Annotated in this window: 14 protein-coding genes; 9 read left to right on the top strand and 5 right to left on the bottom strand. The window is 67.8% G+C overall.

The genetic code is table 11. The features are described 5' to 3' along the window. Positions 1 to 2 precede the first annotated feature (2 nt). From glmM to rplM, 3 genes are read right to left on the bottom strand one after another with little or no spacing between them, the layout of a single operon-like run. On the bottom strand, positions 3 to 1361 hold the full coding sequence (gene glmM / locus ACPW96_RS17755; protein ID WP_425884590.1) for a phosphoglucosamine mutase: 1359 nt from the start codon (positions 1359 to 1361) through the stop codon (positions 3 to 5). A 14-nt stretch (positions 1362 to 1375) separates the two neighbouring features. Beyond that, positions 1376 to 1852: a 30S ribosomal protein S9 gene (gene rpsI / locus ACPW96_RS17750; RefSeq protein WP_425884609.1), complete on the bottom strand. Its 477-nt coding sequence runs from the start codon at positions 1850 to 1852 to the stop codon at positions 1376 to 1378. A 39-nt stretch (positions 1853 to 1891) separates the two neighbouring features. Next, a complete protein-coding gene (gene rplM / locus ACPW96_RS17745; protein WP_425823241.1) occupies positions 1892 to 2338 on the bottom strand; it encodes a 50S ribosomal protein L13 in 447 nt (148 codons plus the stop codon). A 387-nt stretch (positions 2339 to 2725) separates the two neighbouring features. Here rplM and ACPW96_RS17740 point away from each other — a divergent pair, with 387 nt between their 5' ends. Then, positions 2726 to 2881 carry a hypothetical protein gene (locus tag ACPW96_RS17740; protein WP_425823239.1) on the top strand — a complete coding sequence of 52 codons (156 nt, stop codon included), beginning with the start codon at positions 2726 to 2728 and terminating at the stop codon, positions 2879 to 2881. A 20-nt stretch (positions 2882 to 2901) separates the two neighbouring features. Here ACPW96_RS17740 and ACPW96_RS17735 read toward each other — a convergent pair whose 3' ends face one another. Continuing rightward, positions 2902 to 4389 carry a sugar transferase gene (locus ACPW96_RS17735; protein WP_425884588.1) on the bottom strand — a complete coding sequence of 496 codons (1488 nt, stop codon included), beginning with the start codon at positions 4387 to 4389 and terminating at the stop codon, positions 2902 to 2904. 303 nt (positions 4390 to 4692) lie between these two features. After that, positions 4693 to 5643 (bottom strand): glycosyltransferase, encoded by a 951-nt coding sequence (locus ACPW96_RS17730; protein ID WP_425884587.1) that lies wholly within the window; start codon positions 5641 to 5643, stop codon positions 4693 to 4695. 272 nt (positions 5644 to 5915) lie between these two features. On the opposite strand from ACPW96_RS17730, the gene ACPW96_RS17725 reads away from it, so the two are divergent. From ACPW96_RS17725 to ACPW96_RS17690, 8 genes are all read left to right on the top strand, one after another. Next, positions 5916 to 6434, top strand: coding sequence for an acyltransferase (locus ACPW96_RS17725; protein ID WP_425884586.1), 519 nt, complete (start codon positions 5916 to 5918; stop codon positions 6432 to 6434). An 82-nt stretch (positions 6435 to 6516) separates the two neighbouring features. Beyond that, positions 6517 to 7422 carry a hypothetical protein gene (locus ACPW96_RS17720; protein WP_425884584.1) on the top strand — a complete coding sequence of 302 codons (906 nt, stop codon included), beginning with the start codon at positions 6517 to 6519 and terminating at the stop codon, positions 7420 to 7422. Next, positions 7419 to 8432: a hypothetical protein gene (locus ACPW96_RS17715; RefSeq protein WP_425884582.1), complete on the top strand. Its 1014-nt coding sequence runs from the start codon at positions 7419 to 7421 to the stop codon at positions 8430 to 8432. Before ACPW96_RS17720 ends, ACPW96_RS17715 begins: the two co-directional genes overlap by 4 nt. Then, positions 8429 to 9304 carry an alpha/beta hydrolase gene (locus ACPW96_RS17710; RefSeq protein WP_425884580.1) on the top strand — a complete coding sequence of 292 codons (876 nt, stop codon included), beginning with the start codon at positions 8429 to 8431 and terminating at the stop codon, positions 9302 to 9304. Before ACPW96_RS17715 ends, ACPW96_RS17710 begins: the two co-directional genes overlap by 4 nt. Positions 9305 to 9464: 160 nt before the next feature. After that, positions 9465 to 10826 carry a Wzz/FepE/Etk N-terminal domain-containing protein gene (locus ACPW96_RS17705; RefSeq protein WP_425884579.1) on the top strand — a complete coding sequence of 454 codons (1362 nt, stop codon included), beginning with the start codon at positions 9465 to 9467 and terminating at the stop codon, positions 10824 to 10826. A 32-nt stretch (positions 10827 to 10858) separates the two neighbouring features. Further along, on the top strand, positions 10859 to 11953 hold the full coding sequence (locus ACPW96_RS17700; protein ID WP_425823223.1) for a glycosyltransferase: 1095 nt from the start codon (positions 10859 to 10861) through the stop codon (positions 11951 to 11953). Beyond that, a complete protein-coding gene (locus tag ACPW96_RS17695) occupies positions 11950 to 13029 on the top strand; it encodes a polysaccharide pyruvyl transferase family protein (RefSeq protein WP_425823221.1) in 1080 nt (359 codons plus the stop codon). The genes ACPW96_RS17700 and ACPW96_RS17695 overlap by 4 nt, the downstream gene beginning before the upstream one ends. Then, entirely contained in the window at positions 13026 to 13988 is a 963-nt protein-coding gene (locus ACPW96_RS17690) for a glycosyltransferase family 2 protein (RefSeq protein ID WP_425884577.1), read from the top strand. Before ACPW96_RS17695 ends, ACPW96_RS17690 begins: the two co-directional genes overlap by 4 nt. Positions 13989 to 14094: the final 106 nt, after the last annotated feature.

Here is a 14094-nt window from a genome sequence, read left to right as displayed (position 1 = left end):
CCCTAGAGAGCGAGCCGGTCGCTGACGATGTCGGCAAGGCGGTCGGCGTAGGACTGCGCCGAGTGCGCGTCGGCCGCCTCTACCATGACCCGCACGAGGGGCTCCGTGCCCGAAGCGCGAAGCAGCACCCGGCCCGTGTCGCCGAGTTCGGTCTCGACGTCGGCGACCGCAGCGGCCAGCACATCGTCCGAGCCGACGCCGGCGCGATCGACGCCCCGGACGTTGACGAGCACCTGCGGGAACACGGTCATGACCGACGCGAGTTCGGCGAGGCTCTTGCCCGAGCGTGCCATCTCCGCCATCAGGTGCAGGCCCGTGAGCAGGCCGTCACCCGTGGTCGCGTACTCGCTCATGATGACGTGGCCTGACTGCTCGCCGCCGAGGGAGTAGCCGCCCTGGTTCATCGACTCGAGCACGTAGCGGTCGCCGACGGCCGTCTGCAGCACACGGATGCCCTGCTGCCGCATCGCGACGTGCAGGCCGAGGTTGCTCATGACGGTGGCGACGAGAGTGTCTTCCACCAGATGTCCGCGGTTCTTCATCGCCACCGCGAGGATCGCCATGATCTGGTCGCCGTCGACGACGCGACCGGCGGCATCCACCGCGAGGCAGCGATCCGCGTCGCCGTCGTGCGCGATGCCGACGTCTGCGCGGTGCTTCAGCACCGCCACGGCGAGTTGGTCGAGATGCGTGGAGCCGACGCCGTCGTTGATGTTGAGGCCGTCGGGGTCCGCTCCGATGACGGTCACGCGTGCGCCGGCGTCGCGGAACGTCTCGGGCGACACACCGGATGCCGCACCGTGCGCGCAGTCCAGCACGACGTGCAGGCCATCGAGCCGGTGCGGCAGCGAGCCGAGCAGGTGCACGACGTAGCGGTCCTCCGCATCGGCGAATCGGCGGATGCGGCCCACGCCCCCACCGGTCGGCTGCAGCTTGGGCGCAGTGAGCGCGGCCTCGATGCGCTGCTCGACCACGTCGGGGAGCTTGACGCCGCCACGAGCGAAGATCTTGATGCCGTTGTCCGGCGCGGGGTTGTGCGACGCCGACACCATGACGCCGAAGTCGGCATCCATGTCGGCGATCAGGTAAGCGGCCGCTGGAGTCGGAAGGACGCCGGCGTCGAGCACGTCGACGCCGGATGACGCCAGCCCGGCCGACACCGCGGCCGAGAGGAACTCACCCGAGACGCGGGGATCGCGAGCGACGACGGCCGTGAGGCGCTTGCCGGCGGCCCGACGGGCCTCCGCGGTACGCCCCTGGCCCAGGACGACAGCGGTCGCCTGGGCCAGGGTGAGTGCGAGGTCGGCGGTCAGGGGGCCGTTGGCCAGCCCCCGTACACCGTCCGTGCCAAAGAGCGGCATCGGAACCTTCGCGACTAGCGCTTGGAGTACTGAGGCGCCTTGCGGGCCTTCTTGAGACCGGCCTTCTTGCGCTCCTTCACGCGAGCGTCGCGCGAGAGGAAGCCGGCCTTCTTCAGGGTCGGGCGGTTGTTCTCTTCGTCGATACCGTTCAGCGAGCGCGCGATGCCGAGGCGCAGTGCGCCCGCCTGGCCGGAGGGGCCGCCACCCGAGATGCGGGCGATGACGTCGTACGCGTCGGTGAGGTTGAGCACCGTGAAGGGGTCCTTGACGAGCTGCTGGTGCAGCTTGTTGGGGAAGTAGTCCTCGAACGAACGGCCGTTGACCGTGATGACGCCGGAGCCGGGGACGATGCGCACGCGCGCGATGGCCTGCTTGCGACGGCCGACGGCTGCGCCGGGAACGCTGAGAACGGGACGCGGGGCCGCTTCCACGGCCTGGTCGGCCGGGGTCTCGGTCGTAAACGTCTGAGGGATGTCGGTGGAATCTTCGATCTTCGCCACGAGTGTGTCCTTAGTCAGTCTGGGAGGCGCTTACTGGGCGACCTGGTCGAGGGTGAAGGTCTTGGGCAGCTGAGCAGCGTGGGGGTGCTCGGCGCCGCGGTAGACCTTGAGCTTGCGCAGCTGCTGGGCACCAAGGCTGTTCTTGGGGAGCATGCCGCGGACGGCCTTCTCGACGGCCCGCTCGGGGTTCTTGGCGAGCAGCTCTTCGTAGGTGATCGATTTGAGGCCGCCCGGGTAGCCCGAGTGGCGGTAGGCCTTCTTCTTCTGGAGCTTCTGTCCCGTCAGCGCGACCTTGTCGGCGTTGATGATGATGACGAAGTCGCCCATGTCCATGTGGTTGGCGAAGGTCGGCTTGTGCTTGCCGCGAAGGAGAACGGCGGCGTGGCTCGCGAGGCGGCCGAGCACGACGTCTGTTGCGTCGATGATGTGCCACTCGCGCTGGGCTTCGCCAGCCTTGGGGGTGTACGTGCGCGTCACAATGGTGCTGCTTTCTTGATTCGAACGGAGAGGTTCGTGAATCCCGCTCCGGGGGGTTTCCATCCCCGTCCCCGAGCTTGTCGAGGAGCGAAGGGCGAAACACACCAGTGGAGGGCTCACGTTCGCGGTGACCGGCCAGCAGGGGCGCGGGCACCAAGGATCAAGCTTACGGCATCCGGATGCGGCATCCAAACCGGCGGGGTATTGCGCATGCCGCTTCAGCGGATCCGACATACGGCAGAGCGATTAACCGCATGTTCGACTCGCTGCGCGCCTACATCGGTTGATATTGCCCCTGCCGTTAACTGGTCGCGCGTTGTTAGTCTTGGTCCAGACGGGTTCCGACGTCACGCACCGCACCGATTCACCGGCTCAACGGAGAGCGACATGAACCTCGTACTGATCTTTGCCGCCACCGCCACCTGGATGGCCGTGGCGCTTCCGAGCGCCGTGCTGCTCGGGCGCGCGGCCGCCGTGGGAGAGCACGAGCACGCGATGGACACGCTTCGCCACGAGTTCAATCCCGGCTACACCAGCGGCTGAGCCACGATCGCTCGCACCGGCTAGTAAGCCCCCTGGCTCTTGAGCACCGCCCGCACGGTCTTCAGGAGGATCGTCAGGTCGCCCGTCAGCGTCCAGTTCTCGACATAGAACAGGTCGAGGCGAACCGTCTCGTCCCAACTGAGGTCGCTTCGCCCGCTGACCTGCCACAGCCCCGTGATGCCAGGCTTCACCAGGAAGCGGCGATGTACGGTGTCGGCGTACAGCTCCACCTCGCGCTCGAGCGGCGGGCGCGGCCCGACCAGAGCCATGTCGCCGCGGACCACGTTGATCAGCTGCGGCAGCTCGTCCAGGCTGAACCGTCGCAGAACCCGTCCGATCCCCGTGACGCGTGGATCGTCCTTCATCTTGAACATGACGTCGTTGCCGCGGTCACGCTCCGCCTCGGCCAGCTCAGCGAGACGCTCCTCCGCGTCGACGTACATGGAGCGGAACTTCAGCATGTTGAACCGCTCCCCGCCGAGGCCCACCCTCTCCTGACGGAAGAAGATCCCACCAGGGCTCGAGAACCGTACCGCCAGCGCGACGGCGATCAGAACGGGCGAGAGCAGGAGGAGGAGGGCCGCCCCGGCCAGGATGTCGAAAGTGCGCTTGGCGTGCAGCTTGCCGCCCTCGTACCGGGGCGTCTCGACGTGTACGAGCGGGAGGCCCGCGACCGGCCGCGCGTGCAGGCGGGGCCCGCTGATGTCCGTCAGGCTCGGGGACAGGATCAGGTGCTGACGCCCCGGCTCGAGCTCCCAGCTGAGGGTTCGCACCGTCGCCGCGCTGAGCTCGTTCGCGCTGGTGATCAGCACGGTGTCCGCCTCTACCCGCGCAAGAGCCTGGATGACGTTGTCCACGGAACCGGAAACCGCGATGTCGGTGCCCGGGATGACGTCGGCGATTCGGCCCGTCGGCGTGCACGCTCCCACCACCAGCAGTCCGGCCGCCGGGTTACGCCGGAGATCCCGCGCGATACCGGCGACGGACTCCTCTGACCCCACGAGCAGCACGCGGTTCGCCATCTTGCCCTGCCTGCGCTGGGCGACCAGCCACCGTCGCCAGACCCACCGGCTCAAGACGAGTGTGCCGGTCGTCGCCACCAGGCCGTAGGCAAGGATGTAGTGGAGGCCGTCGATCCCGAGGATGTACGCGAGCAGCGCGACCGTCGTGAAGGCGAGGAACGTCGCGTGCACGATGGCGCGATACTCCTGGCTTCCGACGCCCACCACCCGCGGCGCCCGGCTGCCAGTGAGGGAGAGCAGCGCCAGGATGACGGCTCCCACGCCGGCGACGATTCCCACGACAGGGATGGTCACGCCGAGCCGCGTGGACTCCACGACCGAGGGATGCGGCGCCGCCAGCATGACCGCCGTCCCCACGGTCGCGAGCAGGAGCACGTCGGTGCTCACCAGAGCGCGCACGTACTTTCGCTCCCACCGCGCCGGGCGTGGCGCTGCAGCCACCCGAGGGATCGACCCGCCGCGGACTCGCTCGTTGTCGACTGCCATCGTCACTGCCATAACCACCACTTCCGAATTAGCTTCGGCCCTGGGGATGGACAGACGGGCAGGAGGCTCACCCCCTTCTCCCCCCAGAGACGGTTCCTATTAAGCATCTTGGCTGGCTTTTGCCAACGATGGGTTACCGGCTTGTTACAACCGGCACAATCATCGATATCCGAGAGCCTGCACGAATATCGGTGACGTCGCCCTTCGCCGGTCTGCCCCCTCCGAGAGACCTTTGCCCTTGCACCAGCGAAAGCTCGTCCAGTCTGCCACGAACCTCGGCCATTGCGACACCGGCAATTCGAATCACGCCCGCTGGCGTACCGCGTCGCCGACCAGCGCGGCGATCTCCGCCTCGTACACGCTGTACGGTCGCCGACGCGCATACTCGCGAACCCGTTCCATCTCCCGCACCAGGTGGTCGGGGTTGCCCATCAGGTCGTCGACGGACGCCCGCAGTGCCTCCGGGTCGCGTTGAGGCACGATCGCGACGGCCAGCTCCTCGTAGCCGGCGATGCCCCGGATCTCGCTCGCGATCACGGGCACTCCGTGCGTGGCAGCCGTCATCAGCCGGACGTGGCCGGCGCTGACAGCACGATCCTTGAGCGCCATGATGAGCAGCGCCGAGGATGCGAGCAGCTCGTCATGCTCCGCTCGAGGGATGTCGCTGCGTATCGTCACCCCGGCGGCCGCCGCGTCATCTTCATACTTCTTGCGCTCGCTTCCGCGGCACACGATCGTGAGCGGCCAGTCCTCGTCTTGCGCGGCCGCGATCAGCGTCTCCCAGTCACAGGAGTTCTTTCCGGTCGACAGATATCCGTGGCGCTCCTTGGCATCCCAGGCGAGAGGTTCCGGCTCGACTCGATCGTCGTAGGAGTAGAACGGGATCAGCTTGAGGCGCTCGAGAGGAATCCCGTACCGCACCGCATAATCGTCCCGCTCCCATTGCGTCATCACTTGTGCGGCCAGCAGGACGCGGGGCAGCAGCAAACGGTAGGCGGCGGTGACGACCCGGCCGTTCAGCCCCGTCAGATGTCCCGGGAGGAACTCCGAGAGCACGAGCTTGCGGCGACGCGACACCCAGAGGAGAAGGGCAAGCACGATCAGTCCCGGTCGAGTGCATTTGCCCTCGTTGGTGAAGATCGCGTCGGCGCTCTTCGACGCCCGGAACAGGCGCAGCGACGACGCGACACCGCCCCGTGCGCCCGGCGCGGGGTCGACGGCGTCGACGATTTTTCCGTACGAAATGTCACTCACGATGCGCATACGAACTCCTTCACCCGGGGCCTTCACGAGTCTGCCGGACCCAATTCCCGTGCGTTCGGGGATTGGCCGCGGGCCCGCGACCGATCCCGGAAAGCGTCGATCGCGCGTGCAATTCGACGATAGCCGCCGTGTGTGAACCTGAAGTGCTCGCCCGTGTAAATTCTCCGCGTCAGGTCGGGCTCAATGCCCGAAACGAGGATGTCGCCGCCTCGAGCAAGAGTACGGTGAACGGGACGCCGTGAGGGTGACCCGGGAGGAGTGCGATGGGCAAGGTGATTCGTGGCATCAGGCAACGGCAGCTCGGGTGGGAGCGCTGGGCGAGACGCGAAGGCGTGCGGATCGGAACCGGATGCCGCATCCTCTCCAACGTCGCCACCAGCGAGCCGTGGCTGGTGTCGATCGGCGACCGAGTCACGGTCAGCAGTCGCGTCTCGCTCGTCACGCACGATGGCTCCGGATGGATCCTGAACGACGAGCGCGGCCGCCGCTACCGGTACGCGCCCATCCGCATCGGGAGCGACGTGTTCATCGGAGCCGGCGCGACGATCATGCCGGGCGTCGAGATCGGTGACCGCGTCGTCGTCGGCGCCGGATCGGTCGTGACCCGGTCGGTGCCCTCGGGCAGCGTCGTCGCCGGCGTTCCGGCTCGCGTGGTGTCCACGTGGGATGACTTCGTCACCCGGATGCGGGAGTGGCCCGCCGCAGCGGACATGAAGGGGTCCACCTACCGCGAGCGCGTCGACTCGATCGTTGGGGACCTGCTCCCGATGCCCGCCGAGTAGCGGGCGGAGGCATCCGTCGGAACGCCACTCGCGACGCTGCCCGTTAACGCCTGCGAAACCTCCGCGGGATAGGGTCGGGACGGTGCACCCGACTTCCAAGCCCGGCGGCCCGACCGCCTCGCGACTGATCGCGCCGACCGACGCCACGCCCGCCCGCATCAGGCGCCGCCACCGCGTGATCGCGGTATGCGCGTTCATCGGGCTGCTTCTCGGCGCCGCGATCATCCTCGTCGTCGCCTTTTCGATTTCGGATACCACGGCGCCCGCGCGGACCATCACTCCGCCGGCCGCGGACACCGTCGAGACGACAGAGCCCGCGGTGCCGGAGGTCCAGGAGACGACCCTGCCGAGCGGAACGGCGTGGCTGGCGATGCCGCAGGGCGAACCGGCCGGAATCGCGATCCTGCTGCCCGACGCGACGGACGACGCGCGGGCGCTGCTGGATACGCGTGCCGCGGAGGAACTCCGCGGGAGCGGGTGGGCCGTCGCCACGGGGGTGCTCGGGGGCGAGAGCTGGGGTTCGACCGCCGCCAGCGAGGGGCTGTCTCAGTTGAAGGCGTGGGCGGTCGAGACCGCCGGGCCGGTGCCGGCGCTGCTCGCGGGCGTCGGGATGGGCGCGACGACGGGTCTCACGACGCTCGCTCGATACCCCGACCTAGGCGTGACCTGCTTCTACGCCGCCGCGCCGTTGACCGACCTCGCCGCGCTCGTCGGCGAGAACCAAGCGATCGGCCCCCGGATCGCGGATGCCTGGGGACGAGAGCCCGGTGCCGATGACAACCCGATTCTCCTCGTTGAGTCACTGCCCAGCGGGATGACGTATCGTGTCGTGGTGCCCGATGGTCCGCCCCTGCTCGCCGAGGATGCCAACGCCTTCGTCTCGGCGCTCGAAGCCTCCGGTCAGACCGTCTCATCCGTTACAGCAGCAGTCGGCGACAGCCCGGATGCGGACGATCTGACGGCCTTTGCAGAAGGATGCTCCAGATGACCCAGAACCGAATTCGAGTGCTGCACTCCCTGGCCCCGCCCGATGGCCGGACGAGATTCATCGATCAGATGACCGAGGGGGCGCCGGACGACGTCGAAGTGCGCTACTTCTCCTGGAAGAAGGCCCTCAAGGGCGACTACGACGTGCTGCACCTGCACTGGCCGGAGTTCCTCACGCGGGACCAGCGGCTCTCGAAGCGGGTCGGCAAGCGGCAGGCGATGCGGGCGACCCTGCTGATGACACGGATGCGGCGCATCCCGATCGTCCGCACGGTGCACAACCTGCACCCCCACGAGGACGGCGGCCGCGCGGAGCGCCGGCTCCTGAACGCGATCGACCGCCGGACGGCGGTGTTCATCAAGCTGAACCCGACGACCCAGCTCGAGCCGCAGATGCACGGCGTGACCATCCTCCACGGGCACTACAGGGATCGGTTCGCGCATCACCCGCGCTCAGAGCGCGAGAAGGGCCGGATCCTCTACTTCGGGCTGATCCGCCCGTACAAGAACGTCGACAAGCTCATCGAGCTCTATGCGCGCCGCGAGCGCCCCGGAACGTCTCTGCGCATCGTCGGATCTCCTGGCCGCGAGCTGCGGGAGGGCATCAGCGCACTCATCAACTCCCACCAGGCAGTGTCGGGCCGGCTCGAATTCGTCGACGACGACGTGCTGGTCCGTGAAATCACCGCCGCCTCGCTGGTGGTTCTGCCCTACGCCGAGATGCACAACTCCGGCGCCGCGCTCGTGGCGCTCTCGCTCGACCGGCCCATCCTGGTCCCGCGCACGCCATCCAACTCCGCCCTTGCCGACGAGGTGGGTGACGCGTGGGTCCGTCAGTACGACGGAGACCTCACGGAGGAGGTGCTGATGAGCGCGTTGGCGGCCGCGGACGAGCTGGGCTCGGAGGAACGTCCGAAGCTGGACGGACGCGATTGGGTCGCGATCGGCCGGCTGCACCGCGATGTGTACCACGACGCGATCGCCGGCGCCAAGGATCGTGGGCGCCGATGAGGACCCGGTTGTTACTCGGGTTCGTCGCGCTGGTGAGCGCCGTGCTCCTCGCGGGGTGCCAGAGCTCGCCGCCCGCGCCGGGAGCGACGACCACGGGCGGCGTGACCGTCGACGTGGAGAAGTCCATCGCGTACGAACAGGTTGACGGGAAAGACCTCGATCTGGATGCCTGCATTCCTAAAGACGACTCCGCGGGGCCGTTCCCCGCGGTGATCCTGATCCACGGCGGCGCCTTCCAGGAGGGCAGCCGCTCCAACATGCTCAGCCTGTGCGGCGAGCTGGCAAAAGATGGCTTGGCCGCCTTCGCGATCGATTACCGACTGCTGCCGGCCAGCTTCCCCGCTCAGGCGGAGGACACCGCCACAGCGGTCGATTGGCTGCGCGAAACAGCTCAGACGGACCGCTTCAACCTCTCGGGCGACATCGCGCTCCTGGGAAGTTCCGCAGGTGGGATCATCGCCCTGACCGCCGCCGATGCACTCGCGAAGTCAGGGTCGCCGGTGTCGGCGGTGGTGACGCTGTCGGCCGCCGGGGACCTCACCTCCGAGGCGCTCGCACTGGGTGACCCTGACCCCTCCCTCGAGGAGGTCGTCCTCTCATACCTGGGGTGCGACGACATCGACGATTGCCCGCAGGCCGTCACCGCCTCGCCCCGGTTCAACGTTCCCGCCGACACTCCGACACTGCTGGTGCACGGATCAGAGGACGTGATTCCTGTCGAGCAGGCGGAGGCCCTCGAACAGGCGATGCGCGAAGCCGGCGCCGACGTGACGCTTCTCGTCGTCGACGGCGAGCGGCACGGTCTGCAACTCATAGACAATGGATCGAGAGTCCAGATCAGGGACTTTCTCGTCGACCGGATGTCGCCATAACGTCATCAGCCGCTCATCGGTCGCAACACTCTCGCAACAATGCGAGGCTAGCGTGGACGTAAGCGCAGCACCGTCCCGGTGACTTCGCCCTCGTGATGACCGCAGGCAGCCTCGGTTCCACGCCACGAACGACATGAATCAAGCGAAACGGATAATGCCAATGAGCCCCACGACACTTGTCCGCGCTCTTCGAAAGTGGTGGTGGGTCGTGGTCGGCCTGACCGTCCTCGGCGGAGCGGCGGGAGCAGCGGCCACCATGCTGATGACTCCCCAGTACGAATCGACGAGCCAGATCTTCGTGGCGTTCGACGCGCCCGCCGGCGCTGATTCTTCAGAGCTCGTACAGGCGAACAACTTCGCCATCCAGAAGGTGTACTCCTACACCGAGGTCGCGAAGTCGCAGCGTGTGCTCGACGAAGTGATCAATGAGCTCAACCTCGACACGACGGCGGACGAGCTGGCCCGCGATATCACCGTCATGGTTCCGGTGAACAGCGCAGTGCTCCAGATCACCGCCGTTGCACCCAACGCCGATGACGCAGCCGCATTGTCGGCTGCCGTGGTCTCGTCGTTCTCCGACGTCGTCCTCGAACTGGAGACGCCGACGGCGGGAGGCGTACCGCCCCTGCGGATCGAGTCGCTCGAGGAGCCGGTGCCCTCCGAGGACCCGTCATCCCCCAATCTCCTGGTGAACATCGCACTCGGCATGTTCGTCGGCTTCGCCCTGGGCATCCTCTGGATCGCGATCGCAGCGCTTCGCGACCGCAAGATCTACAACGGCTCGGATCTTGCGTCCGAGTCCGGTTCGCTGCGCGCCATCGGCAGCGTCCCGGTGGGCGCCAAGTCCGACTCGCCGACCGTCGTGCTCGACGATCCCCTGAGCGCGATCGCGGAGTCGTACCGTACGATCGCAGCCACACTCGCCCACTCGACGGATGCGGACCTCAGCGTCGTGGCGGTGGCCGCTGCAACGCCACGGGACCGTTCGTCGGCTCTCACCAGCAATCTCGCGCTGACGCTCAAGGAGTTCGGCGCCCGGGTAGCCATCATCGACGCGAACCTGCGTTCCGGCTCGATCTCGTCATCGCTCGGGCTCGATGGTCCGGGTCTTGCGCAGTGCCTGTCCGGGACGGCGACGGCGAGCGACGCGATCACGCAGGTGAACGGGATCGGCGTGCTGCCGGCGGGTACGACGACGGACAGCCCGGCCGAGCTCATCGCCGGTGCTCGCTTCTCGAGCGTCGTCCGAGAGGTCGCCGCCTCGTATGACATCGTCTTGATCGACTCGGCGCCCGTGCTTCCGCTGAGCGACACGCTCTTCGCGGCGTCCGCGGCGAAGAGCGTCCTCCTCGCGGTCACCTCGGGCAGTGTCACGCCTACACAGCTCCAGGCGGCGAAGACCACGCTCGAGGGCGTGGATGCCTCGGTGCTGGGTGTCGTTGTGCTCGATGCGGCACGGTCCGGCGCGGACGCCGACGTTTCGACGGCGGCGTACCGCGACCTGCGGCCCGCGCGCTCGTGAGCCGGGGGCACGACTCGACTCGCATCCTGATCGTGACGACGTCGTTCGCGGGCGGCGGCGCGGAGTTCGTTGCGCGCACCTGGGCCGACTGGCTCGCGTCGCACGGTTTCGATGTGCGGCTTGCCACGACCACCATCCACGACAACGGCGAGGCGCCGAAAGGGGTGCGGCACATCCCGCTCGACGGACGGAATCCTGCTCGGGCGATCCGCTCGCTTCGCAAGGTCCTCCTCGGCGAGCCCACGGACGTGGTCCTCGCGATCCAGTCGTGGCCGAATCTTCTCGCTCTGGCTGCCTGCATGGGCAGGCGACGCCCCGCGCTGATCGTGTCGGAGCGGAACATCACAAGTCGCGAAGGCGAGCCGATGCGCCTTCCTGATCGCATCAAGCGGATGCTCGCCCTGCGCTTCTACCGTCGCGCCGACCTCGCGATCGCCGTCTCGCACTCGGTCGCCGCCGAGCTCGTGAGCGTCTATCGAGTACCCGGATCGCGCGTTGTGACGGTGCCCAATCCCGCCGGTCAGCGCGCGGAGGCACGCAGCTCGCTCGTTCGTCCCGTACCGACCGGCGACGAACCCGTGCGCCTTACGCTGCCCATGCGACTGGTGCCGCAGAAGCGGGTCGGGCTCGCCGTCGCGGCGGCCGCCGTCCTCCGCGAACGAGGCATCGATGCGCGCATCCTGTGCTTCGGAACTCAGAGTGGCATGACAGGGCTGGCGGCAGACGCCGAGTCCCACGGCGTTCCGCTCGAGGCGCCTGGGTGGGTTCCCGACTGGGTCGCTGCCACTCCTCCAGGCGCAGTAGCCGTCCTTCCTTCGTACCGAGAGGGATTCGGCAACGTGCTCGTCGAAGCCGCCTACGCGGGAATCCCCAGCGTCGCAGTGTCGAATGCCTTCGGCGTCGCGGACGCCCTGATCCCGGGCTTCAGCGGGCAGCTGGCGCTTGTAGGCACTCCGGAGGCGCTCGCCGATGCCGTTCTCGCCGCGCGCGACACTCCCATGCACCACGTCGGCGACTGGACCCGGCGCTTCTCCACAGACGAGAGCGGCAGGCTGCTCACGGTCGCTCTCGAACGGGCTATCTCGAATCACCTTGACGGACACCGGCAGAAAGGCCCGACCGCGTGAGGATCCTTGTTTCAGCCGTAGGACAGACGGACAACGTCGGCGACACGGTGCTCCGGCGCGGGTTCCTCGACCACCTGCGTACGATCGCGCCATTGCGCGTCTTCGTCGGGGGCAAGCCCGACTCGTACATCAGCGGTCTGGGGCTGCACTCGGACGACGTCGCCGTGCGTGACAACGGCGAGTGGCGATCGGTCGTTTCGCGTGACCTGATGAAAGGCGGTGTCTACGCCTTCGACACGGGGGAACGAGAGGTCGACCGGGCCTTCGCCAAGCGCTACCTCAAGCTCGCGCCGCTGCTGGTGGTCAACAAGGTCCGCGGCGGCACGGCGGTGCACCTCGGCGTGGGCGTGCGGGAATCGACTGCGTGGCGCAAGCCGATCGGCGCCATCGTCCGGCTCTGCGACCTGGTCTCGTGGCGCGACGCCGACAGCCGCGCGATCATGGGTTTCGGGTCCGTCAGCCCCGACTGGGCGTTCGCCCTCGGATCATCCGCTGAGGTGCTGCGAGATGCCGACGCCCCTCGGCCGCGGATGGCGATAGCGGTTCGACAGAGCCTCGACCACGCAGCCCGGGACCGTCTGGATGACGAGTGGGTCCGGAAGGTCCGCACCCTCGCCGACAGGCTCGCGCTCGAGCCCATCGTCGTCGCGCAGATCGAGCGCGACGGTCCCGTGACACTCGATCTTGCGCAGCGGCTCGGCTGCGAGGCACTGACCTGGCTCGACGACGATCACGCGCGGCAGGAGGAGAGGCTGCGGGGAATCTACCGCGAGTCCGCGCTCGTGCTCACCGATCGGCTGCACGGCGCCGTGATCGCTGCCACCGAGGGGGCTATCCCCATCGCTCTCAGCACGGGACGCATGGACAAAGTCACGCGAACCCTCACCTCGGTGGGGATCGACCGCACCAGCGTCGGCCGAAGCATCCCGGACGAAGCCGCGCTGAATGACGTCGTGCGCGATGCACTGGCACGGCGCGCTGAGATCATCGAATCGGTCGTGGAGGCTCGCTCCCGACTGGAAGCGGTGACGGGTGAGCTGCGACAGCGCCTGGAGGCAAAGGGAGCTCTGGTGTGAGCGCGCCGAAGGTCAGCGTCATCATCCCCGCCTACCGCGTCGCCGACTTCTTGCCTGTGTGCGTCGAGCGGCTCTCGCGCCAGCGGTACGAGAACTTCGAGATCGTCCTCGTGGAAGACGGCTCCGGCGATGCGACGGCCGACGTGGCGAGGGCTCTCGCCGACGCCGAGCCTCGCGTCCGGGCGATCATCCTTCCCGAGAACGGTGGCGTCGCCCGAGCCCGCGAACGCGCGGTCGCCGAGAGCACCGGCGAGTACCTGTGGTTCGTCGATGCGGACGACTCTTGGCCCGAGTCCGCGCTCAAGACGCTGGTCGCCGCCGCAGAGGGCGCAGATATCGTCGTAGCCGATGCCGAGTTCCACTATCAGGACGGCTCTCGACGCCCCCTGCGCGCGCCCCGAAGCCCTGGCGTGGACGGCGCCGGCGCGTTCGCGATGCTGTTGCGCGGCGAGATCACCGGTCACCTGTGGAACAAGCTGTTCCGCCGCGAAGTGATGGCTCAGGCGTCGTTCGCGCCCGCCCGGGTGCAGTCCGACCTCATCATGGTGGCGGATGCCCTGTCGTACGCCAGGTCGGTGCGATTCACCGATCAGCCGGTGTACGAATACCGTCTCCGGCAAGGCTCCGTCATCACCTCGACCTCGGCGCGGGCGGAGTCGCTCAGACTCATCGATTCCCGCATCCGCTCGGACGCGGACCGAATCGGACTCGTCGATACGGACGATTACCGGTACTTCCGCGCCCGCTACATCCAACTGTCGGGCATAAAGGACGCTCTTCTCGCGTCCTATCCTGACAATGAGCGCCGACGCCACCTGGCTGATCGGCGATCCGAGCTCTCGTGGTCCGACATAGCCCTCTTCGCGAAGCGGCGAGACGCGCGTCGCCTCGCGCTGGCGCTCACCGCCAAGAGTTCGCTCGCCGCTCACCGCGCCCTGCTGCGAGCCGCTGACAGATAGCTGGATTTGTGACGTTCGTGTGACGTTCGCGTGACGTTGTGTTTCGGCTGCGTGCGCGTCCGTCCCTGGCTCTTTCGCCTACACAGCGCTTGGGACCATACTTGTC

Origin of the sequence: Micromonospora sp. DT81.3 (assembly GCF_049847225.1) — a bacterium.
Taxonomy (GTDB): Bacteria; Actinomycetota; Actinomycetes; order Actinomycetales; family Microbacteriaceae; genus Microbacterium.
Note: the sequence above shows the minus strand (reverse complement) of the source record. Positions and strands in the feature narration are given on the sequence as shown.

Coding starts and splice junctions, on each gene's coding strand:
- glmM (WP_425884590.1), bottom strand. CDS start 1,361: ATGCCGCTCTTTGGCACGGACGGTGTACGGGGGCTGGCCAACGGCCCC.
- ACPW96_RS17740 (WP_425823239.1), top strand. CDS start 2,726: ATGAACCTCGTACTGATCTTTGCCGCCACCGCCACCTGGATGGCCGTG.
- ACPW96_RS17735 (WP_425884588.1), bottom strand. CDS start 4,389: ATGGCAGTCGACAACGAGCGAGTCCGCGGCGGGTCGATCCCTCGGGTG.
- ACPW96_RS17725 (WP_425884586.1), top strand. CDS start 5,916: ATGGGCAAGGTGATTCGTGGCATCAGGCAACGGCAGCTCGGGTGGGAG.
- ACPW96_RS17715 (WP_425884582.1), top strand. CDS start 7,419: ATGACCCAGAACCGAATTCGAGTGCTGCACTCCCTGGCCCCGCCCGAT.
- ACPW96_RS17710 (WP_425884580.1), top strand. CDS start 8,429: ATGAGGACCCGGTTGTTACTCGGGTTCGTCGCGCTGGTGAGCGCCGTG.
- ACPW96_RS17705 (WP_425884579.1), top strand. CDS start 9,465: ATGAGCCCCACGACACTTGTCCGCGCTCTTCGAAAGTGGTGGTGGGTC.